Origin of the sequence: Tsukamurella pseudospumae, assembly GCF_001575205.1 — a bacterium.
Lineage (GTDB): Bacteria > Actinomycetota > Actinomycetes > Mycobacteriales > Mycobacteriaceae > Tsukamurella > Tsukamurella pseudospumae.
The window spans coordinates 196364-221913 of the sequence record NZ_LSRE01000009.1; the positions used below are offsets into that span (position 1 = coordinate 196364).

28 protein-coding genes and 1 riboswitch are annotated in these 25550 nt (G+C 69.8%); of the genes, 15 read left to right on the forward strand and 13 right to left on the reverse strand.

Translation table 11 applies throughout. The features are described 5' to 3' along the window. Positions 1 to 15: 15 nt before the first annotated feature. Positions 16 to 1044, forward strand: a complete 1029-nt coding sequence (gene fbaA / locus AXK61_RS07050; protein ID WP_068744464.1) for a class II fructose-bisphosphate aldolase — start codon at positions 16 to 18, stop codon at positions 1042 to 1044. Positions 1045 to 1062: 18 nt separating this feature from the next. Here the strand turns inward: fbaA and AXK61_RS07055 are convergent, their stop codons facing one another. Together AXK61_RS07055 and AXK61_RS07060 are read right to left on the reverse strand one after the other, a co-directional pair. Next, the gene (locus AXK61_RS07055; protein ID WP_156485594.1) at positions 1063 to 1539 is read right to left on the reverse strand and encodes a hypothetical protein; all 477 of its coding nucleotides are present in this window, start codon (positions 1537 to 1539) and stop codon (positions 1063 to 1065) included. After that, a complete protein-coding gene (locus tag AXK61_RS07060) occupies positions 1536 to 3734 on the reverse strand; it encodes an Rv0361 family membrane protein (protein ID WP_156485595.1) in 2199 nt (732 codons plus the stop codon). Before AXK61_RS07060 ends, AXK61_RS07055 begins: the two co-directional genes overlap by 4 nt. A 98-nt stretch (positions 3735 to 3832) precedes the next feature. On the opposite strand from AXK61_RS07060, the gene AXK61_RS07065 reads away from it, so the two are divergent. Together AXK61_RS07065 and AXK61_RS07070 are read left to right on the forward strand one after the other, a co-directional pair. Continuing rightward, positions 3833 to 4252: a DUF3151 domain-containing protein gene (locus tag AXK61_RS07065; RefSeq protein WP_068574014.1), complete on the forward strand. Its 420-nt coding sequence runs from the start codon at positions 3833 to 3835 to the stop codon at positions 4250 to 4252. Next, the gene (locus tag AXK61_RS07070; protein ID WP_082789257.1) at positions 4212 to 5402 is read left to right on the forward strand and encodes an FUSC family protein; all 1191 of its coding nucleotides are present in this window, start codon (positions 4212 to 4214) and stop codon (positions 5400 to 5402) included. The genes AXK61_RS07065 and AXK61_RS07070 overlap by 41 nt, the downstream gene beginning before the upstream one ends. 7 nt (positions 5403 to 5409) lie before the next feature. On the opposite strand, the gene AXK61_RS07075 is transcribed toward AXK61_RS07070, so the two are convergent. Beyond that, entirely contained in the window at positions 5410 to 6606 is a 1197-nt protein-coding gene (locus AXK61_RS07075) for an FAD-dependent oxidoreductase (RefSeq protein ID WP_068575265.1), read from the reverse strand. Positions 6607 to 6667: 61 nt separating this feature from the next. Between AXK61_RS07075 and AXK61_RS07080 the strand changes: the two genes are divergently transcribed. Then, a complete protein-coding gene (locus AXK61_RS07080) occupies positions 6668 to 7138 on the forward strand; it encodes a MarR family winged helix-turn-helix transcriptional regulator (RefSeq protein ID WP_068574017.1) in 471 nt (156 codons plus the stop codon). Positions 7139 to 7158: 20 nt separating this feature from the next. Here the strand turns inward: AXK61_RS07080 and AXK61_RS07085 are convergent, their stop codons facing one another. Beyond that, complete coding sequence (locus AXK61_RS07085; protein WP_068574019.1) at positions 7159 to 7794, reverse strand: hypothetical protein; 636 nt, start codon at positions 7792 to 7794, stop codon at positions 7159 to 7161. Between the two features lie 84 nt (positions 7795 to 7878). Between AXK61_RS07085 and AXK61_RS07090 the strand changes: the two genes are divergently transcribed. Further along, positions 7879 to 9165, forward strand: a complete 1287-nt coding sequence (locus AXK61_RS07090) for an adenylosuccinate synthase (RefSeq protein ID WP_068574021.1) — start codon at positions 7879 to 7881, stop codon at positions 9163 to 9165. Positions 9166 to 9186: 21 nt separating this feature from the next. Here AXK61_RS07090 and AXK61_RS07095 read toward each other — a convergent pair whose 3' ends face one another. The 3 genes from AXK61_RS07095 to AXK61_RS07105 form a co-directional block, all read right to left on the reverse strand. Continuing rightward, positions 9187 to 9594, reverse strand: a complete 408-nt coding sequence (locus AXK61_RS07095; RefSeq protein ID WP_068574023.1) for a hypothetical protein — start codon at positions 9592 to 9594, stop codon at positions 9187 to 9189. A 276-nt stretch (positions 9595 to 9870) separates the two neighbouring features. Further along, a complete protein-coding gene (locus tag AXK61_RS07100) occupies positions 9871 to 10824 on the reverse strand; it encodes a carbohydrate kinase family protein (RefSeq protein ID WP_068574025.1) in 954 nt (317 codons plus the stop codon). A gap of 1 nt (position 10825) precedes the next feature. After that, a complete protein-coding gene (locus AXK61_RS07105) occupies positions 10826 to 12238 on the reverse strand; it encodes a sugar porter family MFS transporter (protein WP_068575266.1) in 1413 nt (470 codons plus the stop codon). A 133-nt stretch (positions 12239 to 12371) separates the two neighbouring features. On the opposite strand from AXK61_RS07105, the gene purT reads away from it, so the two are divergent. Continuing rightward, positions 12372 to 14129, forward strand: coding sequence for a formate-dependent phosphoribosylglycinamide formyltransferase (gene purT / locus AXK61_RS07110; RefSeq protein WP_414929991.1), 1758 nt, complete (start codon positions 12372 to 12374; stop codon positions 14127 to 14129). Here purT and erm read toward each other — a convergent pair. The 3 genes from erm to AXK61_RS07125 form a co-directional block, all read right to left on the reverse strand. Next, a complete protein-coding gene (gene erm, locus AXK61_RS07115; RefSeq protein ID WP_068744471.1) occupies positions 14126 to 14890 on the reverse strand; it encodes a 23S ribosomal RNA methyltransferase Erm in 765 nt (254 codons plus the stop codon). The two genes, purT and erm, sit on opposite strands and share 4 nt — an antisense overlap. A 212-nt stretch (positions 14891 to 15102) precedes the next feature. After that, positions 15103 to 15825: a siderophore-interacting protein gene (locus AXK61_RS07120; protein WP_068574031.1), complete on the reverse strand. Its 723-nt coding sequence runs from the start codon at positions 15823 to 15825 to the stop codon at positions 15103 to 15105. Between the two features lie 9 nt (positions 15826 to 15834). Continuing rightward, the gene (locus AXK61_RS07125) at positions 15835 to 16548 is read right to left on the reverse strand and encodes an SDR family oxidoreductase (RefSeq protein ID WP_068574032.1); all 714 of its coding nucleotides are present in this window, start codon (positions 16546 to 16548) and stop codon (positions 15835 to 15837) included. Between the two features lie 78 nt (positions 16549 to 16626). Between AXK61_RS07125 and AXK61_RS07130 the strand changes: the two genes are divergently transcribed. From AXK61_RS07130 to AXK61_RS07140, 3 genes are all read left to right on the forward strand, one after another. Continuing rightward, complete coding sequence (locus tag AXK61_RS07130; protein ID WP_068574034.1) at positions 16627 to 16935, forward strand: winged helix-turn-helix transcriptional regulator; 309 nt, start codon at positions 16627 to 16629, stop codon at positions 16933 to 16935. A gap of 356 nt (positions 16936 to 17291) precedes the next feature. Beyond that, on the forward strand, positions 17292 to 17441 hold the full coding sequence (locus AXK61_RS25335) for a hypothetical protein (protein ID WP_197466765.1): 150 nt from the start codon (positions 17292 to 17294) through the stop codon (positions 17439 to 17441). A gap of 36 nt (positions 17442 to 17477) precedes the next feature. Continuing rightward, entirely contained in the window at positions 17478 to 17801 is a 324-nt protein-coding gene (locus AXK61_RS07140) for a hypothetical protein (protein ID WP_156485596.1), read from the forward strand. A 72-nt stretch (positions 17802 to 17873) separates the two neighbouring features. On the opposite strand, the gene AXK61_RS07145 is transcribed toward AXK61_RS07140, so the two are convergent. After that, on the reverse strand, positions 17874 to 19262 hold the full coding sequence (locus AXK61_RS07145) for an FAD-dependent oxidoreductase (RefSeq protein ID WP_068574040.1): 1389 nt from the start codon (positions 19260 to 19262) through the stop codon (positions 17874 to 17876). 144 nt (positions 19263 to 19406) lie between these two features. On the opposite strand from AXK61_RS07145, the gene AXK61_RS07150 reads away from it, so the two are divergent. Genes AXK61_RS07150 through AXK61_RS07160 form a run of 3 tightly spaced genes read left to right on the forward strand, consistent with a single transcriptional unit; the run spans position 19407 to position 21490 of the window. Continuing rightward, positions 19407 to 19868 (forward strand): Rv0361 family membrane protein, encoded by a 462-nt coding sequence (locus AXK61_RS07150; RefSeq protein ID WP_068574042.1) that lies wholly within the window; start codon positions 19407 to 19409, stop codon positions 19866 to 19868. Further along, a complete protein-coding gene (locus tag AXK61_RS07155; protein ID WP_068574044.1) occupies positions 19865 to 20278 on the forward strand; it encodes a rhodanese-like domain-containing protein in 414 nt (137 codons plus the stop codon). The genes AXK61_RS07150 and AXK61_RS07155 overlap by 4 nt, the downstream gene beginning before the upstream one ends. 9 nt (positions 20279 to 20287) lie before the next feature. Next, positions 20288 to 21490: an O-succinylhomoserine sulfhydrylase gene (locus AXK61_RS07160; protein WP_068574046.1), complete on the forward strand. Its 1203-nt coding sequence runs from the start codon at positions 20288 to 20290 to the stop codon at positions 21488 to 21490. A gap of 38 nt (positions 21491 to 21528) precedes the next feature. Here the strand turns inward: AXK61_RS07160 and AXK61_RS07165 are convergent, their stop codons facing one another. Both AXK61_RS07165 and AXK61_RS07170 read right to left on the reverse strand, forming a co-directional pair. After that, on the reverse strand, positions 21529 to 22203 hold the full coding sequence (locus AXK61_RS07165) for a copper homeostasis protein CutC (protein ID WP_068744474.1): 675 nt from the start codon (positions 22201 to 22203) through the stop codon (positions 21529 to 21531). 50 nt (positions 22204 to 22253) lie between these two features. Further along, positions 22254 to 22679 (reverse strand): DUF4279 domain-containing protein, encoded by a 426-nt coding sequence (locus AXK61_RS07170; protein ID WP_068574050.1) that lies wholly within the window; start codon positions 22677 to 22679, stop codon positions 22254 to 22256. Positions 22680 to 22782: 103 nt separating this feature from the next. Here AXK61_RS07170 and AXK61_RS07175 point away from each other — a divergent pair, with 103 nt between their 5' ends. From AXK61_RS07175 to AXK61_RS07185, 3 genes are all read left to right on the forward strand, one after another. Next, a complete protein-coding gene (locus AXK61_RS07175; RefSeq protein ID WP_068574052.1) occupies positions 22783 to 23166 on the forward strand; it encodes a hypothetical protein in 384 nt (127 codons plus the stop codon). Then, entirely contained in the window at positions 23159 to 23803 is a 645-nt protein-coding gene (locus tag AXK61_RS07180; protein WP_082789258.1) for a DUF3885 domain-containing protein, read from the forward strand. The genes AXK61_RS07175 and AXK61_RS07180 overlap by 8 nt, the downstream gene beginning before the upstream one ends. Before the next feature lie 372 nt (positions 23804 to 24175). Beyond that, positions 24176 to 25342 (forward strand): RtcB family protein, encoded by a 1167-nt coding sequence (locus tag AXK61_RS07185; protein ID WP_068744476.1) that lies wholly within the window; start codon positions 24176 to 24178, stop codon positions 25340 to 25342. Between the two features lie 68 nt (positions 25343 to 25410). Further along, positions 25411 to 25523: riboswitch (SAM riboswitch) on the forward strand. The last annotated feature ends 27 nt before the right edge of the window (positions 25524 to 25550 follow it).

Consider the following 25550-nt stretch of genomic DNA (forward strand, 5'->3'; position numbering starts at 1 on the left):
TCAGGAGGACACACAATGCCCATCGCAACCCCCGAGGCCTACCGCGAGATGCTTGATCGTGCTCGCGAAGGCGGTTTCGCCTACCCGGCGATCAACTGCACCTCCAGCGAGACGATCAACGCGGCGATCAAGGGTTTCGCTGATGCCGGTAGTGACGGGATCATTCAGTTCTCCACCGGTGGTACGGAGTTCGGTTCGGGCCTGGGTGTCAAGGACATGGTCGTGGGCGCGGTGGCGTTGGCGGAGTTCGCGCATGTGGTGGCGGCGCAGTACGACGTGACGGTGGCCCTGCATACGGATCATTGCCCGAAGGACAAGCTCGATGGCCTGGTGCGGCCGCTGCTGGAGATCTCCGCCGAGCGGGTGGCTCGCGGCGAGAATCCGTTGTTCCAGTCGCACATGTGGGACGGTTCGGCGATCCCGCTGGAGGAGAACCTGGAGATCGCGCAGGAGCTGCTGGCGAAGTGCAAGGCGGCGAACATCGTCCTGGAGATCGAGATCGGTGTGGTCGGTGGTGAGGAGGACGGTGTCGAGAACGAGATCAACGACAAGCTGTTCACCTCGGATGAGGATTTCGCGAAGACGGTCGATGCGCTGGGCACCGAGGGCTATCTGCTGGCGGCGACGTTCGGCAACGTTCATGGTGTGTACAAGCCGGGGAATGTGAAGTTGCGGCCGTCGGTGCTCGGGGACGGGCAGAAGGTGGCGTCGGAGAAGTTGGGGTTGCCGGCGGGGAGCAAGCCGTTCTCGTTCGTCTTCCATGGTGGTTCGGGTTCGCTGAAGTCGGAGATCGAGGAGTCTCTGTCGTACGGGGTGGTGAAGATGAATGTCGACACCGATACGCAGTACGCGTTCACCCGTCCGGTGGCCGGGCACATGTTCAGCAATTTCGACGGTGTGCTCAAGGTCGATGGGGAGGTCGGGAACAAGAAGACCTATGACCCTCGCGCGTATTTGAAGAAGGCCGAGGCGTCGATGGCTGAGCGGGTGGTGGAGGCGTGCAACGACCTGCACTCCGCCGGAAAGTCCACCAGCACGAGGTAGCCGCAGGGCGGCCCGGCCTCAGGCCAGGGCCAGTCCCAGGATCACCGCGAGGACCAGCACGATCATGGCCGCGGCCGCCGCCCACTCCGGGCCGGTGAGCCGCGGCCCCGTGCGTTTCGGGGCCGGTGCGGGCGCGGGGCCCATCGCCTGCTGCTGTCCGGCGGACCGGTGACCCGCTGGGGCAGGGGAATGCGCGCGCCCCGGCGGCGGCGCCGCGCGGTGGGCCTGCGCCGGGGGCACCGGGACCGACGGCCTCTGCTGCGGGTGGCCGTGCTGATGGTGCGGCCGGGGCGCCATCTGGTGCGGGGCCGCCATCGGCGGCGTGGCGGTGCGACGAGGCGGGGTGACCCGCCCGGCGCCGCGCGCGATCCGATCGGTCCGCGGCGCAGGCGGATTCGTGACCTCGGAGTATGCGAGCTTGGGCTCCGACGGTGCCGAGGCCGGCTTGAGCGGCTTCCCGTTCCGGAGCGTGGGCTCCTCGGACGGCGAGGTCATCGCGTTCCGACGCGGGTGCACACCTTCCAGGCGTCCCCGTCCTTCTCCAGCGACAGCGTGTGGTTGACCTTCGCGCTGGGGTTCCCGGCGTAATGCACCTCGACCTGGACCTCTGCGCGGTCGCCACGCACGTCCACGGCCTGCAGGCCGTCGAGCTCCGGGAGCAGGCCGTCGGCCTTGGCGTTGTCGTAGACGCGCTGCCACTGGCCGTCGCCGATGCCGTCGTAATAGGTCTTGGCGCCGCCACAGGTCTGCTCGCGCAGCGCGGTCAGGTCGCCCCGGTTCACGGCCCCGACGAACGAGGTGGTCGCGTTGGCCGCCGCCTGCCGGGGATCGCCCGACGCGTCCGAACCCGAACCCGACTTCGGAACCACGAGCAGGACGACCGCCACGACCGCTGCGATCACCACGACGGCGGCCGCGATGATCCATTTCAGCTTTCCGCCGCCCGTGGGCTCACCACCCCGCGGGGGAGTCGTCTGCGGTCCGGCCGGGGCGATGTACTCCGGCGACTGCCGGGTGACCGGCGTCTCCGGGGCGGCGACGGCGGCTGCGTTCGGCGCGGCCGGGGGAGCGGGCGGGGACGGCAGCGGCGCGAGCGGCAGCACCTCGGTCGCGGGTGTCGCGTCCGGCAGCTCGTTCTGCTCGGTGTCGATGACCGCCTGGTCCGGGCGCGACGCGACGGGCAGCACCGTCGTGGACGCGTCGTCCTCGTCGGTGGTCGTCTCGGGCTCGGGGGCGTCGGTCTTCACCAGTCCGACGGTGCGCAGCGGCGACGGTGCCACCTCGTCCGCCGGAGCTTCGTCCGCCGGAGCCTCGTCCGCCGGAGCCTCGCTCTCCGGGGAGTCGCCCGACGGTGCGCCGTCGTCCGCCTCGCCCGCGAGGTCGGCATCGGTGTCGTCCGCCTCGAGATCGTCCTCGTTGTTCGACTCGGCACTGTCGTCCGGCTCGTCGGCGTCCTCCTCGACGGCGTCTTCGTCGACGGTCGCGGCCTCGTCGGTGTCCTGCGCGGCGTCGGGCTCATCGTCGGAGGGCTCATCGTCGGGAGCTGTGGAATCCGCGTCCTCGTCAACGGTTTCCGAGTCCGATTCCCCGGCCTCATCGGTCGAGGCGGCCACGATGCCGACGGCTCCCGCGGCGACCGCAGCCGCGGCGACACCGGCGCCGGCAGCGCCGACGTGGGCTTCGTCCTCGGCGTCCTGCGACGCTGATGCGTCGTCCGCCTGGTCCTCGGCGGCGTTCTCGCCGTCGATGTCGGCCGACGCGTCCTCCGGCTCCGCGTCCTCCGACTCCGTCGACTCCGCCGTCGGACCCTCCGGTGCCCCTGCATCGACGTCCTCACAGACCGGTGCCTCGGTGCTCTCCGCCTCGGCGGGCTCCGCGACCGCGGCGTCCGTGCTGACGGCTTCCGCATCGCCTGCATCGTCCGCGTCGTCGGTCTGCGGCTCGCCGGCAGTCTCAGCCTCGGCGTTCTCGACCTCGTCGGCCGTCGAAGCTGCGGCCTCGGCCTCGATGGCGACGCCCTCGGTCACGGCCTCATCGGCCGGCGTGTCGTCGGCCTGCTCCACCGCGGCGCTCTCGGGTACGGCGAACGCGGTGGTCTTCGCGGCGCTGGGCCGTGCGGTGACGGGCAGGACGGTCGTCTCGGCGTCGGCGCCCTCGGGGATGGGCGGCGTGGTCACCACGGGCCCCACCGTGCGCAAGGGCGACGCGGCGGCTCCGCCGCTCGCGTCCGCCTCGGAGGCGGCGTCCTCGGGGACCTCGTCCTCCGAGGCCCGGTCCTTCGTCGGGGCGTCGTCGGAACCGTCGGCCGGTTCGGTGCCCGGGCGGCCGGCGACGGGCAGCACCCGGGTCTCCGCCCCGGACGGAGTGCCTCCCTCCGGGGCGGGGGCGGCACCGTCGATAGGGAGCGCGGTGGTCTCCGCCTCACTGGGGGCGGTCGACGGTGCGGCGCCGACGAGCTGCGCGAGGGAGTCGGAATGGGAGGGCGTCACGGCGTCGGCGGGTGCGCTGCCGAGTGTGCCGGCGGTGTCGTCGTGGTCGTGCAGCGGTGCCGCGGGCCAGGACGCGAGCCGTCCGCGCAGGTCGCGCAGTCTCGACAGGGGCCCCCGGTTGTCATCCCGCGCCATAGATCCCGCCATCCCCTCGTTCGTCTGCTCGGCTGCACCCGCGGCGGCGCGCCGCACACGGATCACCTGACAGACTAGCCGTCCGCAGCTGGACGGATCGGGCCGCGGCCGCGGCGATGCACGTCCCGGACCTCAGGTGCTCGCCGCGTGGAACACTGGAGCGCATGACGTCGTTCGGAGATCTGCTCGGTCCGCCCCCGGTTCTGCTCGACCTCGACGAGGAGCCGGAACTCCAGCTGAATCAGGGACGTGCGGCCGCCGAGGTGGCTGCGGACTTCCCGACCTCGTCGCTGGCGTGGGCGACCCTCGCGGAGGCCGCGCTCGACGCGGGCCAGGCGGTCACCGCCTACGCCTACGCCCGCACCGGCTACCACCGCGGACTGGACCAGCTGCGCCGTCAGGGCTGGCGCGGTTTCGGCCCGGTGCCCTACAGCCACGAGAACAACCGCGGCTTCCTCCGCGCCGTCGCCGCGCTGGCCCGAGCCGCGCAGACGATCGGTGAGGAAGACGAGTACCTGCGCTGCCTCGACCTGGTGAACGATTGTGACCCCGAAGCCGCGGGCGCTCTCGGACTCGGCGCGTAGGCGCCTGCTGCGGCGGCACAACGCGCTGCCGCAGACGCTCCAGCGCCGGACCAAGCGCCTCTGGAACGCGAAACTGCCGGTCCTGCAGTGCGCGGTCGCCGCGGCGATCGCGTGGTTCATCGCGAACGACCTGATCGGGCACGTCTCGCCGTTCTTCGCGCCGATCGCGGCGATCATCTCGCTGGGGCTCTCGCTGCAGCAGCGACTGCGGCGCTCCCTGGAACTGGTCGGTGGTGTCACCCTCGGCATCGGCGTCGGTGACCTGCTGATCAGCGCGATCGGCACCGGGCCCTGGCAGTTGGGCCTGGTCGTCGCCATCGCGATGTCGGTCGCACTCCTGGCCGACCGGGGGCCGCTGGTGCCGATGCAGGCGGCGTCGTCGGCGGTGCTCGTCGCGACGCTCATCCCGCCGGGGTCGACGGGCGGCTGGACCCGCATGCTGGATGCGCTCATCGGCGGCCTGGTCGGTGTGGTGATCGCCGCGATCATCCCGAACAGCCCGGCGCGGCGACCCCGCAAGGACGCCGCGAAGGTGCTGGACACGATGCGGCGGGTCGTGGCCTCGATCGCCGCGGGCCTGACCGACCGCGACATCTCGTCGCTGGAGTGGGCCCTGGAGACGGCCCGTGCGACCCAACCGGACCTGGACCAGCTCTCGGCGGACCTGGCGGGCGGCCTGGAGATCACGAAGGTCTCGCCGATGTTCTGGAGCTCCCGGCCGCGGATGGACAAGCTGCAGGCCATCGCCGATCCGCTCGACAACGCGGTCCGCAACGTGCGGGTGATGTCGCGCCGGGCGGTGGCGTCGAATCAGAACGGCGAGCGGATCGACGCTGACCTGGTCAGGGAGATCGGCCGGCTGGCGGAGTCCTTCAAGATCCTGCGCGACGTGGTGCTGGCCGAGCCGGGCGCGCAGCCCGACCAGGCCGAGGCGGCGCGGGTCCTGCGCTCGGCGGCGCGGCGCGCGAACAAGCTGCCGATGCACGACGACATGGCCGACAGCGACTCGCTCAACGAGGTGATGATCTACGGCCAGCTGCGCTCGACCATCGTCGACCTGCTGCAGGTCGCGGGCCTGTCGCGGACCTCGGCGGTCGCGCAGATGCACGACGTGCAGAAGCGGAAGGACACAGCGAAGCCGCCCGAGTAGCCCGGGGTCAGACAGGGGTGGCGAAGTCGATGTGATGGCCCTGCAGCCACATCAGCGACCTCCCGCCGTCCTTGGCGGCGCGGCGGAACATCAGCGGCAGCATCAGGTCGCGGACCATTCGCCCCACCGGGCCGGCGGCCTTCGAGTTCGACGCGCGACGTCCCTCGGCGACGATCCGCTCGGTGCGCGCGCGGCGCAGTCCCTCGAAGGCGGCGAAGGCCTCGGTCGTCGTGGCGCGGTCGCGCACGCACTGAGCGAGGATCACCGCGTCCTCGAGGGCCATCGACGCGCCCTGCCCTGCGGCCGGCGAGGTGGCGTGCGCGGCGTCACCGATCACCACCATCCGCCCGGTGCCGTCGTGCCAGTGGTCGACCACGGGCAGGTCGTAGGTGGCCCATCCGATGAGCGGCCCCTGCGCCGCTTCGATGATCTTCGGCGCCGGCCCGGCATCGCCGTCCATGAGCTCGTGCAGGCGCGCCCGCCACTCGGCGTCGGTCATCGACGACAGGACGCCCTGTTCGGGCTCGACGGGGGCGGGTGGATTCGCGAACCAGACGGTGCCGCCGTCGGGCGTCGGCATCCACGCGAAGAAGCAGCGGATCCCGAACTGCATGCGGAACTCCCGCTCCGGGACGTCGACGTGGAAGTCCGGGATGTATCCGCCGACGTTGAGCACCGGCACGTACCGCGGTGCCCGTGCGTAGGGATCGATGAGGCGGCGGACCGTGGAGTGGATCCCGTCCGCGCCGATCAGGATGTCGCCGCGCGCGGTGGTGCCGTCCTCGAACTCGGCTGTCACTCCCGCTCCGTCGACGGTGGCGGCGATCAGTCGGGAGCCGAATCGCACGTCGACGCCACGACGGCGGGCCTCCTCGGCCATCGCGGTGTACAGCGCCGCGCGCGGCATCATGCGCGACGTCAGGCCGTCGGCGCGGCGTGCCGCGAGTGGGATGGTGCCGAGCGGGCGGCCCTTGCCGTTGACGAAACCGATGTCGTCGACGGGGTACCCGATGTCGTGCAGTGGACCGTCGGCGTCGATGGACCGGAGTGCGTCCATGCCGTTGGCCTGGAAGGTCACCCACGATCCGCGCTGCTCCGCGCCCTGCTCGTCCCTCTCGAAGACCTCGGCGTCGACGCCGACGCGCGCGAGTGCCATTGCCGCGACGGGGCCCGCGACGCCGCCGCCGATGATGAGAGCCTTCATGGTGTTCTCCACAGATCGATGTAGCTTGATTATCAAGCAATCATGCGAAGGGGTAGCTTGAATGTCAAGCGATATCGACGCCGAGGTCGGACCGGCGGTACAGGCCTATCAGGCCTCGGTGGCGGGTTTCGACCGTGAATCGGCTCGGATCCTGGGGGTCAGCGCGAGCGAACTGGCCTGCTTGGAGATGGTGTTCGGCGCGGACGGTGTCACGCCTCGGGAGATCGCTGATGCGCTGGGGTTCACCACCGGGAGCGTCACCACGATGATCGACCGATTGTCCCGGCGCGCGTACGTGACCCGTCACCCGCATCCCGACGACGGGCGCAAGGTGTTGGTGCGCGCCACGCCGAGACTGACCGACCGCGTGAACGCGACGATGGAGCCCATGCTCGCGTCGGCCTGTGCCGACGTGCTGGACCGGTTCACAACCGACGAACTGGCCACCGTCGTGCGCTTCATGCGCGTCGCCGCTGCGCACCAGGTGGCCCACACCGAGCGCCTGCGCGCCGAGCCGCCCGCCGACGGCTGAGGCGCGGCGACTGATCCCCGTCAGCTGATGAGCAGCCAGTCGTCCGTGTTGCGGTAGAAGGTCGCGCGGGTCACGACGCTGGGGTCCGTGCGGCCGTCGCGGGTCACCACCAGCTCGAGCCCGCCGGTCTGTGCGGCGCGGCCGGTGAGCCACTTGCGCCGCAGACCCTTTCCGAGCCGGGCACGCACGCCGTCGCCCTCGCCGGTCGGCTCGACGATCACTGCCTTCGCCTGGCCCGTGAACAGCTTCTCCGAGTCGACGAAGGTCTCCCCGGTCAGGGGCCCGCCGTCGGGTCCGGTGATCTTCGCCTTGCCGACGAGCACGAACCCGCGGTCGTCGCGGATCAGCGGCACGGAGCGTGGAGTGCCGGTCAGGGGGTCGCCGGGCGGGTAGATCGCCGAGGCGTGCGAGTTCTCGGTGGGCGTGTACGCCACCTCGACGTCGAGCCGTTCCGATGCCATCAGCCGGGCGATCACCGCCGCGAGCAGGTCATCGGGACCTGCGACCACGATCCGTCGGGGAAACGTCAGCTTCTGCTTCAGTTCCGCCTTCGCGGAGTCGAGGTCGACGGTGATCGTTTCGAGGTCGCGGAGGCTGCCCGGGATGCGGACATCGGGGGCGCGCACCACGACGGTGCTCTGGGTCACGGAGCTCACCGGTCCTACTGTAAGGTTGCGGCACGGCTCGACGTTATCCAGGTGATTCTTGACGGTGAGTACCGAGCCGGAAGGGGAATTGTCATGCCCGCGATCGTTCTGATCGGCGCCCAGTGGGGCGACGAAGGCAAGGGTAAGGCGACGGATCTGCTGGGCGAGAAGCTCCAGTGGGTGGTTCGCTACCAGGGCGGCAACAACGCCGGCCACACCGTCGTCCTCCCGAACGGTGACAAGTTCGCACTGCATCTCATCCCGTCGGGCATCCTCACCCCGGGCGTGAAGAACGTGATCGGCAACGGCGTCGTGGTGGACCCGTCGGTCCTGCTCGCCGAGCTCGACGGCCTCGAGGCCCGCGACGTCGACACGTCGAACCTGCTGCTCTCGGCCGACGCGCACCTGCTCATGCCGTACCACGTCGCGATCGACAAGGTCACCGAGCGCTTCCTCGGCAACAAGAAGATCGGCACCACCGGCCGCGGCATCGGCCCCTGCTACCAGGACAAGATCGCCCGTGTCGGCGTCCGCGCGCAGGACGTGCTGGACGAGTCGATCCTCACGCAGAAGGTCGAGGCGGCCCTGGAGTTCAAGAACCAGGTGCTCACCAAGATCTACAACCGGCGTGCGCTGGACGCGCGCCAGGTGGTCGACGAGACGCTGGAGCTCGCGGAGAGTTTCAAGCACCGCATCGCCGACACGCGCCTCGAGCTCAACCTCGCGCTCGAGCGCGGCGAGACGATCCTGCTCGAGGGCTCGCAGGGCACGCTCCTCGACGTCGACCACGGCACGTACCCGTACGTGACCTCGTCGAACCCGACGTCGGGTGGCGCATCAGTGGGCTCGGGCATCGGCCCCACCCGCATCACGACGGTGCTGGGCATCCTCAAGGCGTACACCACGCGCGTCGGCTCGGGCCCGTTCCCGACGGAGCTGTTCGACGAGTGGGGCGAGTACCTCGCCAAGCACGGCGGCGAGGTCGGCGTGACCACCGGGCGCGCGCGTCGCTGCGGCTGGTTCGACGCCGTGATCGCCCGCTACGCGACCCGCGTCAACGGCATCACCGACTACTTCCTCACCAAGCTCGACGTGCTCAGCTCCATCGAGAACGTGCCGATCTGCGTGGCCTACGAGATCGACGGTGTGCGGTACGACGAGATGCCGCCCAACCAGACCGATTTCCACCACGCCACGCCGATCTACGAGACGATGCCGGGCTGGTGGGAGGACATCTCCGAGTGCCGCACGTTCGAGGACCTGCCGCAGAACGCGCAGAACTACGTGCTCCGGCTCGAGGAGCTCTCCGGGGCCCGCATCTCCTGCATCGGTGTCGGCCCGGGGCGTGACGAGACGATCGTCCGGCACGCGATCGTCTGATACCGGCGCCCGCCGGCCCTGCTAGGGGGTCGGCGCGGGCGTCGCGGTCGACGCTGCGGAGTTCGGGGCCGACGGTGGCTGGGCCTCGCGCGTGGGCCGGGAGCCGTTCTCACCGCGCTGCCCCGGCATCCGGTGCTCGGTCCGGCCCTCCTTTCCCGGCTGTCCGCCGCCCTGGTGCATCGAGTGCCCGCGGTGGTGGCCTCCGTCGTGTCCGGCCCAGAACCCGGCGGTGAAGCTCACGCCGGTCAGTCCGATCAGGCCGAACACGATGCCCGCGATCGCGAGCGCCTTCGCGGCGCCGACTCGCGCGCGTGGCTTCGCCGGCTCGGGCGCGGCTGCCGGCGCGGGCGCGGAGAGTTCCGGGATCGGGGCGGTGGCCTGGGCAGGGGCGCCGTTCTCGGGCTGCGACGGGGTGGTGGGCTCGGTCATGGGGTGCTCGTTCCGGTTCGGTGCGGTCCTACCGACCGCGCGTGGATCCGATCATGAGCGGCTCCGCTGGGGATCTGGTGTCAATCGCCTGCGAGATCGGCCGGTTCCGTGTCTGCCCTTGAGGGGCGGGTGTCAGTCGAAAAGGCTATGCGGGAATCGCATACCCAGGTAGTCCTGGTTCAGGGGGCTCTTCAGGCTGAGGGGTTTGCGTGACGCGCATGGCTAATCGGATCTACACATGACGCGCCGCCTGTGTCCTGTGCCGCGCGCACAAGCTCAGCGCAGCGAGGGATCCTTCGCCCGCACGGCCCGCACTTCGCCCATCGACGGTGCGTAGGCGCCGGCGCGGCTCACGGTGAGAGCGGAGGTGATCACGGCGCGGTGCAATGCGGGCTGGACGTCGCTCCACTGGGCGGCCCGGAGCCGTCGGGCGGCGTACCGCGAGCCGAGGTACCCGGCGTCCAGGAGGCCGGAGACCAGCCCTGCCATGAAGGAGTCGCCGGCCCCGACGGTATCGCCGACCTCGACGGTCAGCTGGTCCACGTGCAGCATGTCGCGGTTCCCCACGAGGAGGGCGTACGCGCCCCACGGCCCGCGGGTCACCACGACCATCGCGGGCCCCGCCGCGATCCAACGGCGCATGACGTCCTCGACCGGCTCCTCGGGGTGCAGCCAGGCGATGTCCTCGTCGCTGGCCTTGACCACGTCGGACATCGCGATCATCTCGGTCACTCGCGGCAGCACCTCCGCAGGTGTGCCCATCAGCGCGGGACGGATGTTGGGGTCGTACGAGACGGTGGCGTGCTCGCGGATCCGCCCGGCCACCTCGTGCACGCGGTCGGCGCCGGGCGTGAGCGTGGCGGCGAAGCTGCCCGTGTGCAGGTGCCCGTAGCGCTCCAGATCGTCGCCGACAGGACCGACGTCCCAGGTCAGGTCGAATTCGTAGGTGGCGCGTCCCTCTGCGTCGAGGTGCGCGTAGGCGAGCGGCGTGTTGGCGGCGCCGTCGGTGCCGGCCACCACGTCGATGCCGGCCCGCGCGGCGGTCTCGGCGATGCGGTGGCCGCGCACGTCGCGGCCCCACCACGACAGGATCGATGTCGGGTCGCCGAGCGAGGCCAGACCGCACGCCACGTTGAACAGGCTCCCGCCGACGTGCTCGGTCGGGTCGGCACCGTCGCGCAGCACGACGTCGACGAGGGCCTCGCCCAGGCACAGCGTGCGGTCGGTCATCTCAATGTCCTTTCGGGGCAAGCGGATCGGTGGCTCCCACGGTCTCCGTCTCGAGCCCCAGCCGTTCGGCCATCTCCTCGAGCGGAATGCCCTTGGTCTCGGGCATAACCTTTATCACCCAGAGCAACTGCAGCACCATGAACCCGAAGAAGATGGAGAAGGCGACGCCGCCGCCGAACGCCCCGATGATCGGCGGGAAGGCGAAACTCGTGATGGCGGCCCACACCCAGTGCGTGAGGCTGCCGAGCGCCTGCCCGCGCCCGCGGATGCTGTTGGGGAAGATCTCCGACAGGAACACCCAGATCACGGCACCCTGGCCGAAGGCGTGTGAGGCGATGAAGACCATCAGTCCCAGCAGGACCAGGATCGACGACGTGCTGTCGAACGAGCGGTCGCCGCTCTCGTAGTAGAACATCACGGCGGCCATGAAACCGAGGGAGATCAGATACCCCACCGAGCCGATGAGCATCAGCCGGCGACGGCCGAGCCGGTCGATCACGGTGAGTGCGGCCATCGTCGCGATCAGGTTCATCACGCCGACCGCGACGGACATCAGGTACGCGGCGTTCGTGCTCGCGCCGGCGTCCTGCATCACGCGCGGCGCGTAGTAGAGGATCGCGTTGATGCCGGACATCTGGTTGAAGAAGGCGATCGCGACGGCCAGCAGGATCACTTTCCGGTGACCGCGCGTGTAGAACCGCGTCCTCGCCTGTCCCTGTTCGGCGGCCAGCGACTCCTCGATCTCCGCCATCTGCGCGTCGGCTTCGGCCGTCGTCGAGCACAGTCGCTCGGAGGTGGCCCGCGCCGCGGTGAGGTCCCCGTGTCCGGCGAGCCATCGGGGCGTCTCCGGCACCGTCGGGAGCATGACCAGGAACAACACTGCCGGAACCAGCATCACGCCGAGCATCCAGCGCCACGCGTTCGCGTCGTCGCCCAGGATGGTGCGGATGACGGCGTTCGACGCGTACGCCACCAGGATGCCCAGCACGATGTTGAACTGCACCAGTCCGACGAGCCTGCCGCGGAACTTCGGTGGAGCGATCTCGGCCGTGTAGATCGGGGCGCACACGCTCGAAGCGCCGATGCCGAGGCCGCCGAGGAACCGGAACGCCTGGAGAATCTCCACCGACGACGTGGGCGCGAGCGCGCACCCGATGGCGCTGACGACGTACAGCACGCCGATCGCGTACAGCACCTTCTTGCGTCCGAAGACGTCCGCGAGCCTGCCGGTGACGAGTGCGCCGACGATGGTGCCGATGAGCGCGGTGGTCACGGTGAAGCCGAGGGCCGGGTCGGACAGGTAGAACTGCTCCTGGATCTGCTTCTCGGCGCCGGAGATCACCGCCGTGTCGAAGCCGAAGATGAGCCCACCGGTGGCGGCGACGACAGCGCTCCTGATCACGAGTGCTTTCATGCGTCCGAACACTGGCACGGTTGCTCGCGGCTCGGGTGAGAACGAATGAAACGCTCACCACCACAGAACGATCGGAAACAAACACGAATCGACGGGTCGGCGGCCGCACCGAAGGGCGTGCGGGTTTGCCATGATGGACGCTATGACGAACCTCAGCGAGACCGGTGGCAACCCGCGGATCGGCACGGCGCTCACCCCCGGCGCCACCAAGGCACTGCTGCTGGGATCGGGCGAGTTGGGCAAGGAAGTCGTGATCGCCTTCCAGCGCCTCGGCGTCGAGACGATCGCCGTCGACCGCTACGCCGACGCGCCCGCGATGCAGGTCGCGCACCGCAGCCACGTCATCGACATGACCGATGCCGCGGCCGTCCGCCGGGTGATCGAGGAGGAGAAGCCCGACTTCGTGGTCCCCGAGATCGAGGCGCTCGCCACCGACGCGCTCGTCGCGGCCGAGGAGGCGGGCCTGACCGAGGTCATCCCCACCGCGCGGGCGGTCTCGCTGACGCTGAACCGGGAGGGGATCCGCAAGCTCGCCGCGGAGGAGCTGGGCCTGCCGTGCTCGCCCTACGCCTTCGCGTCCTCGCTCGAGGAGGTGCGCGCCGGAACCCGCGAGGTCGGCTTCCCGTGCGTGATCAAGCCCGTGATGTCCAGCTCGGGCAAGGGGCAGTCCGTGGTCCGATCGGCGGAGGAGCTCGAGGCGGCGTGGGAGTACGCGGTCGAGGGCGCCCGGGTGCGCAACGAGCGGGTCATCGTCGAGGGCTTCGTCGACTTCGATTACGAGATCACGCTGCTCACGGTGCGCGTCTACGACGCGGAGCGCGGCAAGGTGGTGACTCGGTTCTGCGAGCCCATCGGGCACCGGCAGTCCGACGGTGACTACATCGAGTCGTGGCAGCCGCAGGCGATGAGCCAGTCCGCGTACGACGCTGCGACCTCGGTCGCGGGCCGGATCGCCACGGCGCTCGGCGACGGCGGCACCGGTGGCCGCGGCGTGTTCGGCGTGGAGCTGTTCGTGAAGGGCGACGACGTGTACTTCTCGGAGGTCTCGCCGCGCCCGCACGACACCGGCCTCGTGACCCTCGGCTCGCAGCGGCTCTCGGAGTTCGAGCTGCACGCCCGCGCGATCCTCGGGCTGCCCGTGGACACCTCGCTGATGTCGCCCGCCGCGTCCGCGGTCATCTACGGCACGAAGGACAGCAGCTCCGTCGCCTTCGACAGCGTCGCCCGCGCCCTCGACGTGCCGGAGAGCGACCTGCGCCTGTTCGGCAAGCCGCAGGGCTACGCGAAGCGCCGGCTCGGCGTCGCGGTCGCGACCGCGGACACCGTCGAGGTCGCCCGGGCGAACGCCGCGGAGGCCGCGGGGCGTGTCGTCGTCGTGGACAGCACCGACCCGCTGGAGCAGGGCGCGCCCGAGACCACCGCCGTGCCGATCCAGCGACCACAGCAGCCGGAGGACCTGTCCACCCGCGCGATGCCGATGCAGCGGCCGGTGTCGCAGGGGCCTGCGCAGCCGCCGCGGGTCGCGCCGCCGCAGCAGGCCCCCGGGCAGCGGCCCTCGCTGGGCAAGCCCGCGTCGCAGCAGGCGCCGCCCGCTCAGGATCCCGTCCCGCCGGCTCCGCCCACCGCCGCCTCGCCGGTGATTCCGCCCGGTGCCGCCGCTCGTCCGGCGCCGCCCGCGCCGCCCGCGCCGCCCGTGCCGCCGAAACAGGGCGCACCGGGCGGCCGCCCCGAGCCGACGGGGCAACGCCCCGCCGCCCCGCGACCGATCCAGCCGGCCTCCCGTCAGCCCTCGAATCAGCCGCCCGCGCAGCAGAACCCGCCGGAGACGGAGGAGTACGACCACAATCCACCCACCTCTCTGGGGCTGCCGCCGCAGCGTCCGCAGGACTAGGCGAACCGCTCGAAGGCGTCCACCCAGTCCTCTCCGCGGAGGTCGCGGGGGAGTGGGGTTCCGCGGAGGCCGCGTCCGGCTGCCCACCTCCGTGCCTCCGCCCGACGGTGCCGCCGCGCCACCCCGGCGAGGATCTCCGGAAGGCCGTGGCCAGGCCCTGTGAACACGGCGTGGACGAACGCCGCGTACTCGCGTCGTCGCCCGTCCACGAGCAGCGGCGCGAGCCGGCGCGTGATCGTGAGCAACCCGGCGTCCACGCTGGGACGTGGCGCGAACGCGGTGGCGGGAATCCTTCGTACGAGACGGAATTCGTACCAGGGCAGCCATTGGGCGGTCATCATCGTCGTGCCGCCGACACCGGCCCTGCGCCGTGCCACCTCCCATTGCACGATGAGGACGGCGTCGGTCCAGTGCGGCGCGTGGAGCAGTTTGCGCAGGACCGCCGTGGTGAGGTGGAAGGGCAGGTTGCCCACCACCGCGTGCGGCTGGCCGGGTAGTCGGTAGTGCAGGAAGTCGCCGTGCACGACACTGGCCGGCGGTACCGTCCGGCGAACCCGATGCGCGTACCGCTCGTCGATCTCGACGGCTATCAGCGGACTCCCGAGTCCGGCCAGCGGGACTGTGAGAGCGCCTGCGCCGGGGCCGATCTCGACGATCGGTCCGGTGCTGAGGCGGGCGAGGTCGACGACGGTGCCGACGACCTCGCGGTCGGTGAGGAAGTTCTGGCCGTGCTCATGACGGCCGCCACGATGGGTGGACATGAAAGGTCTCCGGGTCGAGGATCACCCGGGCAGCGTTGATCGCCGCCCAGCGGAAAGTGCTGGGGCGGTGAAGCGGATGTGATGGGGGACTGCTTCGCCGCCGCTACGCGCGGCCGCGGTCCACCACTGCCGCCGCGGCTGCGGCGGCTGCTGCTGCTGCTGAAGAACTCACCAGTGCACCCTAGGTCCGCGTCGGGATGCGGCGCCAGTGGTTATCCGCGGTCGAGCCAGTACGCCTGCGACTTGATCCGGTCCTTGGCGAGGCCGAGGTCCCGCTTCGCGGTCCGGGTGATCTCACGTGTCGCCCTCGTCTCGGCGACGACGAAGAGGAATGCATCGGAGGGGAGCCCGGCCGCGAGGACCGCTGATACCAGTGCGGCGCCGCGGTTCTCCCGCGCGATCCACGTGACGTGGTCGGCGTGCACCGGAAGGTCGCGCTCACCGTCGTGCTGATACTCGAGGAAGACGCGGCACGGAACCGCCGCAGTGCCCAGGATGCTGTTGATCGCCGGGATCGACGCGGCATCGCCCACGAGGATGTACTCCGACGGTGCCGGGTGCTCGGGGATCGTCAGATCGGCGCCCATCATGGTGGCCGCGATGCGATCGCCGGGCGCGGCGTCGAGGGCCCAGCGCGGCGCGGGACCGTCGTGGATCGCGAACTCGATGGTGAACTCCGAACCTTCCGGTTCGATGATCGTGTAGCCGCGCTGCGCGAGGTCGCCCGCGTCCTCGTCGGTGGTCGCGGTGCCGCTCTTCGGGATCCAGAGTCGTACCCACATGGTCGGGAACCAGGGGTTGCGCTGCAGGAACTCGCCGCCGTCGAAGCGGACGCGGTGGTAGTGCTCGCTGACGGCCTCCGCTCCGAGGACCGTGAACACGTAGTCGTCCGCCCGCATGGCCTTGAGGATCAGGCCGGTCACTCCTCTACCCATGAAATGAGGCTACCCTAAGTAGTCTGCGCCGCCCACGTACGTCGTCCCGCCCGACGGTGCCTCGGACTCGACGGCATCGGCGATCGCCGCCGCGAACTCGTCGATCGTGGGGAGTGGTCCGTGCGCGCGCCGAGCCTGCACCGCAGCGGGATCGCGGCGCTCGAGGAGGCGGACCACGATGGTGCCGTCGATCATGTCGCCCGAGACGACGCGGAGGTCGAGGCCACTCGTCGCCGCCAACTCGCGCAGCGCCTGCTCTCCCGCGAGCTTGCTCGCCGCGATGGGCTCGTAGCCCTCGGGCACGGCGTGCGTCCGGGAGAAGTGCGCCTGATGGCTCGTCACGAAGACCACGCGGCCGCCGGGGGAGAGACGCTCCGAGGCCGCCCGCGCGGCCGCGACCTGCGCGTCCCGGTTCAGGCGCATCGCGTAGCCCTCGTCCGCGCCCAGTTCCAGTCCGCCGGACGCGTTGAGGACCACCGCGTCGAATCGCCCGAACTCGGCGATCGCGGCGTCGAACAGCGCGGATGGGCCGTGCTCGGCCGTGACATCGGCACCGACCGCGATCGCGCGCCCGCCCGCGGCGCGGACCCGCTGGCAGACCTGCTCCGCTCGGCGTGCCTTCTCGCGGTAGTTCACGACCACGTCGTGTCCGCGGGCGCCGAGCGCCACCGCCGTCTCCGCACCCGATCCGCGGGATGCGCCCGTCACGACCACAACAGCCATCGTCGACCTCCATGCTTCTGATTTCGAACTGCAGTCAGCATGACGCTTCGAATTCAGAAGCGCAAGTAGGCTCAGGTCGTGTCAGTGCGCGATGTGGTGCCCCAGCGGCGCGAGGAATCGGAGCCCGAGGTGCTCGCGGCCATGGAGCTTCTCGGTCAGCGCTGGGTGCTGCGCATCGTCTGGGAGCTCGAGCCGGGATCGCTCGGCTTCCTCGAATTGCGTAGGCGCATGGGCAATTGCAGCTCCAGCGTGCTCGCGACGCGGCTCGCGAACCTCGTCGAGAAGGGCATCGCCCGCAAGCTTCCCGACAAGCAGTACGAACTCACTGAGCGCGGTGAGGCCCTCGGTCGCGCGCTCTGGCCGGTCTGGGACTGGGCGCGGGAGTAGTACTCCGTGGCCGCTTCCCTGCGGTCGATTGTGCCCGCTGGGCGGGCACTATCGAACACGCCTCATGTCGGCGCGGAGTCCGTCCGAGTGTGCCGGTAGCGGAGGAAACATCGCCTACGATGTTGCGCAGGCAGAATCGGAGGATTCGGACGTCTCGTATCTCTGCCACGGCCGCAGCGGCTGCTTTGGCTCTGCCGCTGTTCGTCACGGTGGGCTCGGCGAGTGCGGACCCGTCGCAGCCCGAGTGTCGGATGTTCGAGACCAAGCCCGGTTACGAGTGCCGTTTCGGGACCTGGCAGCGGGACTTCACCCCGCCGACCCCGGGGAAATCCTGCACCATCGGTGAGACTGCTCCCTTGCAACGGCTCACCTGCTCGGGCGGGATCTGGACGGTCAAGCCGGCCTCTCCGGACGGTGAGCGGTGCACCGCCGTCGGAGCCCAGCGGGTCGGACCGACCGGCCTGCAGACCTGCACGCACGGACCGTACGGATTCATGTGGGAGTGAATCGGCCGTGAACCGGATCGATACGAGGAGGACACGATGATGAAGAGAGCTGTAGCGGGGCTCGGCGTGTGTGCCGGACTACTGTCCGTCGGAGCGGTACTGACGGCGGCTCCTGCCGGAGCCGACTGCACGGGCGCATCGGTGCGCACCGGCTGCGCGGCGGGCGAGCAGGTCGCGCGCACGGTGACCGTGACCGTCACGCGGACCAAGACGACCACCAGCACGACCACGACGACCAAGACGACGACCAGCACCACCACCGTCACCGCGACGGCGTCGGGGACGCGATCGGCGTCCGCCGTCGTCGAGGGCGAGCGGGTCGCGCCTGCGGGGACGGTCGTCGCGGAACATCCGAATTAGAATCATCGTGAGCGAAAAGTGCCGCCGCCCCGAAAAATCGGGACGGCGGCACCGTCGTAGGAAGGATCCGGACTAGTCCTGCGCGACCTTGCCCGGCTCCGAAGCGGCGAGCATGTCGTCGCGCTCGACGACCTTCACGCGCTCGCGGCCCTCGGCCTCGCCGAGGCTGCGCTCGTGCTCGTCGAGGCGGTACCAGCCGTCCCAGGTGGTGTACGGCGTGTCGTGGTCGTCCAGCCAGTTCGTGACGCCCTCGGTCGACGGGTCCGACGGGGCGTTCAGCTTGCCGGCGTGGAAGTCCTCGAGCAGGCAGGCGATGGTCTCGTTGGCGTCGCCCTTGGTGTGGCCGATGAGGCCGACCGGACCGCGCTTGATCCACCCCGTCGTGTAGACGCCGGTGATGTGCTGACCAGCGTCGACGACGCGGCCGGCCTCGTTCGGAATGACACCGGCCTGGTCGTCGAAGGGGATCTCCGGCAGGTCGTTCGAGAGGTAGCCGACGGCCCGGTAGACCGAACCGATCTCCCAGTCGGTGAACTTCCCGGTGCCGCGCACGTTGCCCGTGCCGTCCAACTCGGTGCGCTCGGTGCGCAGGCCCGTGACCTTGCCGTTCTCGCCCAGGATCTCGACCGGCGACTCGAACAGGTGGATGAACAGCTTGTGCGGGCGGTTGTTCGGCTCGCGGATCGCGTAGTTCTCGAGGATCGTGGCCACCTGGTCGGTGATCTTCGACTCGCGGCGGGCCTTCGCCGAGCCCTCGTCGTACTCGATGTCCTCGGGGTTCACGACGACCTCGATGGTCTGCGAATGGTCGAGCTCCTTGAGCTCGAGCGGCGTGAACTTCACCTGTGCGGGGCCGCGGCGTCCGAAGACGTGCACCTCCTTGGCCTTGTTGACCTTGAGGCCCTCGTAGACGTTCGGCGGGATCTCCGTCGGGAGCAGCTCGTCGGCGGTCTTGGCCAGCACGCGGGCCACGTCCAGACCCACGTTGCCGACGCCCAGGACGGCGACCTTCTCCTCGGTCAGCGGCCACTCGCGGGAGAAGTCCGGATGCCCGTCGTACCAGGCCACGAACTCGGCGGCGCCGTAGCTGCCCTCCAGGTCGATGCCGGGGATCTCCAGGTTGCGGTCGGCCACGGCGCCGGTGGAGAAGATGACCGCGTCGTAGTGGCGGCGCACGTCCTCGAGCGTGAAGTCCTTGCCGAAGTCGAGGTTGCCGAGCAGCCGGACCTGCGGCTTGTCGAGCACCTTGTGCAGGGCGGTGATGATGCCCTTGATGCGCGGGTGATCAGGGGCGACGCCGTATCGGATCAGGCCGAACGGTGCGGGCATCTTCTCGAAGAGATCGATGCTGACGCCCGGGTCCTTCGCCTCGTCGGACTTCATGAGGGCGTCCGCCGCATAGATGCCTGCGGGGCCCGCGCCCACGATCGCTACGCGCAACGGTCGGTTCTGTTCGGTCATGTGAAGTCGGCTACCTTTGTCTGCATACGCGGTTGAAGTCCCCACCAGGTTAGTGCGGACTTATCGACCGTTCCTAGTGCGGGTGGTTCATTTCACCCGGCCAGGCACTGGAACACGTTCTAGTAGCAGAGGGTAGAGACTTCAGTGAGCGCAGACAAGAGCCCCGCCGATCCGGCACCCGCACGCGGCACCACGGCCACCCCGTTCCTGATCGCTCTGGTGGTCGCGGTTCTGGTGATCGGCGGCATCATCGGCTGGAACGCCATCCGGCCCGACCCGCTCAGCGACGAGGCGAAGGTGCAGCGCACCATCGGTCAGTACTACGGGGCGCTGAACAAGGGCCGCTACTCGGACCTCGTCGCCAACACCTGCGCCAAGGACCGCGCCGCCGCCGACTTCCCGAAGGAGGCCGGGTTCGTCGACGCGCGCAAGGCCGCCGTCGAGAAGGACGGCGAGGCGAAGCTCGACGAGAAGGACGTCAAGGACCTCACCGTCACCGGCGACGCCGCGACCGCGCAGCTCACCGTCCGGTACGAGAAGGCCGGCGAGCGCACCGAGCAGGCGAAGTTCGTCCGCGAGGACGGCACGTGGAAGAAGTGCTCATGACCTACGCCGGAGACGTGACGCCCCGCGAGGCCTGGGAGTTGTTGCAACAGGATCCGGCCGCGATCCTCGTCGACTGCCGCACCGAAGCGGAGTGGAATTACGTCGGCATCCCTGAGCTCTCGCAGGTCGGGCGCCATCCGGTGCTCGTCGAATGGCAGCGCTATCCCGACGGTGCGCTCAACCCGCGGTTCGTCGACGAGTTGCGCGCCAAGGGCATCACCGACGACGCGCCCGTGGTCTTCCTCTGCCGCTCCGGCCACCGCTCGATCGGCGCCGCGGAGACCGCAACCGCAGCCGGTGTCGCGCGCGCCTACAACGTGCTCGACGGATTCGAGGGCGCGGTCGACGCATTCGGACATCGCGGCGCCGCCGGATGGCGCGCCGAAGGGCTGCCCTGGCGGCAGTTCTAGACTTCGGGCATGGAGTTCAGCGACCTGCCCGCGGGTCTTTCGCCCGAGACCTACGCCGTCCGAGGCGGCGTCCTGCGCACGAACTACGAGGAGACGTCCGAGGCGCTGTTCCTCAACTCGGGCTACACCTACGAGAGCGCCGAGGCGGCCGAGGCGGCCTTCAACGGTGACATCGACCGGTTCGTCTACTCGCGGTACGGCAATCCGACGGTGGCCATGTTCCAGGAGCGTCTCCGTCTCCTGGAGGGCGCCGAGGCGTGCTTCGCGACGGCGTCCGGCATGTCCGCGGTGTTCACCGCGCTCGGCGCCCTGCTCAAGGCCGGCGACCGGCTGGTGGCGGCGCGATCGCTCTTCGGCTCCTGCTACGTGGTGTGCAACGAGATCCTGCCGCGGTGGGGCATCGAGACCGTCTTCGTGGACGGTGAGGACCTCTCCCAGTGGGAGGAGGCGCTCAGCGTCCCCACCCAGGCCGTCTTCTTCGAGACCCCGGCGAACCCGATGCAGGGCCTCGTCGACGTGCGGGCCGTCGCCGATCTCGCGCACGCCGCCGGCGCGCAGGTCGTGCTCGACGCCGGCTTCACGCCCGTCGGCTATCAGGACTCGTTCGGCATGGGCGCCGACGTGGTCGTGCACTCGTCGACCAAGACGATGGACGGCCAGGGGCGCGTCATGGGCGGCGCGATCCTCGGTCGCGAGGACTACATCGACGGTCCGGTGAAGCAGCTGATGCGGCACACCGGCCCCGCGATGGCGCCGTTCAACGCGTGGGTGCTGCTCAAGGCGCTGGAGACGCTGGACCTGCGGGCCGAGCGCGTCAGCGCGAACACGCAGAAGGTCGCCGAGTTCCTCGACGCCGATCCCCGGGTGTCGAAGGTGCTCTTCCCGTTCGTGCCCTCGCACCCGCAGCACGAGCTCGCGAAGCGGCAGATGAAGGCCGGCGGCACGGTGATCACGCTCGAGCTGGCGGATTCGGCCTCCGCGGCCGGCAAGGCCCGCGCGTTCGAGTTCCTCAACCGGCTGCAGATCATCGACATCTCCAACAACTTCGGCGACGCCAAGTCGCTGATCACCCATCCCGCGACCACGACGCACCGCGCAACGGGCCCGGAGGGCCGCGCGAAGATCGGCCTCACCGATTCGATGCTGCGGCTGTCGGTGGGCCTCGAGAACGTCGCCGACCTCATCGCCGACCTGGATCGCGCCCTGGGCTGAGTCCGCCGAAATGTGTGGTCATCCGTACTCATGATCGTTCAGACGGATGACCGCACATCCAGCGCCGCCCGCCACCGGGTGACGGCTTCAGCCGACGCCGGCTCACCCCATCCGTGAGGCCGCGCGGCGGAGCCGATATGGAAGGCGTCGATGCCGGCCGCCAGCAGCCGCGGCAGGTGATCGAGGCGCAGTCCTCCGCCCACCAGAATCCGCTGGGGCCCTCCGGTTTCGGTGACGAGGGTGTCGATACCGTCGTCCACGCCGGAGTGTGCGCCCGCGGTGAGGATCGTGTCGAGTCCGGGAAGATCCGCGACGGCCGCGCGGAGGGCGGTGCGGTCCGCGCAGTGATCGATCGCTCGGTGGAAGGTCCACGGCGCCCCGTCGATCGCCTCCACGATCCGCCCGGTCGCCTCGAGGTCGAGGGTTCCGTCGGGGGAGAGGAATCCGAGCACGAACTCCTTCGCCCCTGCGGTTCTCAGGTCGATGGTGCGCCGCACCAGCTCGCCGAGGTTCCCGGGTGCGAAGCCGTCGGTGAGTCGAATCATCACGCGGACAGGGATGTCCACGGCTGCGAGGACCGCTGCGATGGTGCCGGGCGAGGGGCTCAGCCCGTCCGCCGCCATGTCGGCGACGAGCTCCACCCGATCCGCCCCGCCCTCCTCCGCCGCGGCCGCGTCCCGCGCGTCGAGTGCGATGACCTCCAGCAGTGCCATGCGCCCATCCTAGATGCGCTCGGGGCAAGCCGATCTGCGCTCCAGAGGACTCAAGCGGGGTCGCCGATTCGATGCGGGGAACCGTAGATATCGAGGTCGAGGGTGATTCCGCGGTCGGCGAGTGCGGCGAGCGTGGTCGGTGTGATGGACAGTCCTTCGTTTCCGCCCCGCATGAACCAGCCGCAGAACACTCGGATGGCGTACCGATCGGACAGTTCGCTCCAGACGGAGAGGTCGGTGGTGACCGCGCCGAGGAGCTGGGCGACCTGGATGTCGAGGTCGGCGGGCTCCGTGGCGCCCGCCTGGAGGGCCCACATGCCGAATCGTGCAGTCCGCGTGACTCGGCCGGTGGTCACCGAATCACCGCACGCGTAGGACATCGTGGGAGTGGCGCCGAGCATCCGGGTGACGATCAAGGGGTCGAGGGAGTCGCCGGTGATCTGCAGGGACGCGACGCCGCGGTGAATGGGCGGCATGTCGGGAGACTACGGCGCGGTGCACGGGCGGGCAAGCGGGTTGACTGTGACCGCCGCGGAATTCACTGGCGTCGCAATCGCGACGCGATCTACCGTTCAGGTCATGGAACCGCCCGCGCCGACGAGCCTGCGCCCGCTCACCGATCGTGAGCGGGCGATCCTCGACGGCTTTCTGTCCTACGACTATCCCGGCGTCGATGAGCTCCGCGCCCAGCTTTCGACCCTCCGCGTGAACCCGGAGCTGTCCTGTTCGTGCGGCTGCGGCACGGTCGATCTTGTGGCGGACCGTGTGTTGTCGCCCGCCGCCGCGCCGAGTCCGCTCCCGGTGGGCGCAGAGATCCCCGGCGACGGGGACGTACCGTTGGGCGGAATGATCGTGTTCCTGCTCGACGGCTATCTCGCGAGCCTCGAGATCTACTCCTACGGCAGCGGCCCGCTCCAGCTGCCGGCGATCGAAGACGTCGACTGGAGCGGACCCGATGAGTGAACCCGGGGCCGTCCGGCGCCCCACTCCGTCGGAGGTCGCCGCGTTCGACGCGGCCTGGACGCGGAACACGGGCACCGAACTGCCGTACGCACACTGGCTTCGGGCGACGTGCCATGAGCGGTGGGTGCGGCTGCACAGCCTGCCGGAGAGCAAGCAGTACCCGGACACCGAGGCCGAGTACGCCGTGATGCTCACCCGCTACCTGGCAGAACTCGACGAACTGCGGGCAGGTGCGGATGACCTGTGGGTGGTCACGTCCTCGTACTCCTCTGCCGCCCGGCCGGTTCGACGGTCCGCCGCCCTCGTCGAGCTGCTCCCTCGGCCGCGCCTGTGGCGCAGCTTCACCGAGGACGACGAGGACGAGGAGTACCGGATCTGGACCCACCACTACCTCTCGGTGGTGCGCCGCGACGGGCCCGAGCTGCCCCGGCTGCTGCGGCTCGTCGCCGATGAGGTGGTCAGCGGCGTCATGATCACCGTGCCCGCCGCCACATGGGTGCATCACCCGTACGACGGCGGCGCCGACCTGATTCTGCCGACGACAGCGGAGCGGGATCGCATCGCCGGGATGTTCACCGATTGGCTTCCAGCGCAGGGATTTCCGGGTGCATGCCTCACCGGATGTGTGCATTCTTGAGCGCCATCACCCGGCCTTCAGCGGCGGGTGCACTCCCGCGACCCTGCCGGCCTCCCGCGATCGCCACGGTGATCGCGGGAAGATTTCGCCGCCGCGCGAGTACGGTGCCCTGCGCCGCTGACCTCGCGGGAACGATTCTCAGTCGCGGAGGTGGTCCGGAAACTCGGTGGACCGCGGAGGTGCAGTCGAATAGCGTGTCCCCCATGGATATGCGGAAATTCCCCGAATCGCTGCGGCAGTGCTACTGCCGCCGGTTCGGTGTGCCCGCATAACCTGCGGCAACCCGGGCCGTCGTTCCACCGCCGGCCCGGTGCCATGCAGGACACGCATGGCTTCTCGGACCGGTGACCATCACATCGAGACGAGAAAGACATGGAGAAGATCAACAAGTCCCTGGTCTCGTGGGCGTCCATCCTGGACGAGAAGACCCGCGAGCAGGCGATCACCACGGCGAAGCTGCCGTTCATCTACCCGCACATCGCGCTGATGCCCGATGCCCACCTCGGGAAGGGCGCCACCGTCGGTTCGGTCATCCCGAGCCTCGGCGCCGTGGTTCCCGCGGCGGTCGGCGTCGACATCGGCTGCGGCATGATCGCGGTCCGCACGCAGTTCACGAAGAACGATCTGCCCGAGGATCGTTCGACGGTCCGTGAGGCGATCGAGCGCGCGATCCCGTTGTCGGCCGGCCGCTACAACAAGAAGGTCGTGGCCACGGCGGAGCCCCGCATCGCCGAGCTCGAGTCGCTCGCCGAGCGTGCGGAGTTCGACCCCGGGCAGTACGCGGGGAACTGGCGGCTGCAGCTCGGAACGCTCGGATCCGGCAACCACTTCATCGAAGTTAGCCTAGATAATGATGACGTGGTGTGGGCCTTCCTGCACTCCGGATCCCGTGGCGTGGGCAACAAGATCGCCCAGCACCACATCGCGGTGGCGGCCCGCCTGTGCAAGCAGTGGTGGATCGAGCTGCCGGATCCGGATCTCGCGTACCTCGTCGAGGGCACGCGCGAGTTCCGCAGGTACATCGCCGAGCTGAAGTGGGCTCAGCACTTCGCGCTGCTCAACCGTGAGGAGATGATGGACGGGGTGATCCGCCAGCTCGGCGAGTGGGTGGGAACGCCCGTGGTCGAGGCGGAGCGGATCAACTGTCACCACAACTTCACCCAGCGCGAGACCCACTTCGGCAAGGAGGTGTGGGTGTCCCGTAAGGGCGCGATCGAGGCCTCCGAGGGCAAGCTCGGCCTCATTCCGGGCTCCATGGGAACGGCGTCGTACATCGTCGAGGGCAAGGGATACCCGCCGTCGCTGAACAGCTCGCCGCACGGCGCGGGCAGGGAGTACTCCCGGTCCGCGGCGCGGAAGGCGTTCACGCACGAGCAGCTGCGGGAGGCCATGGCGGGCATCGAGTTCCGTGACAGCGCCGACTTCATCGACGAGATCCCGCAGGCCTACAAGCCGATCGATCGCGTCATGGCCGACGCGGAGCAGCTGGTGACGGTCCGTGCCGTCCTCCGCCAGATCGTCAACGTGAAGGGCCAGTAGTGCTGGGTTTCGCGTCGCCGTGATTCCAACCTTGACGCCGGGGCTTGTCCCGGGGCATTCTCGATGCAGGTCATGAGTGCCAGTGACAAGCCCCGGCTCGCTGGTCGGCAACCCTCCTCCGCGGTGGGGTGCTCCGGGTGACGACCTGGTCGTGCCGAACCGTGCACGGCAAGCGCGGATTCGCGGCACGGCTGAGGTCGGTGTCGCG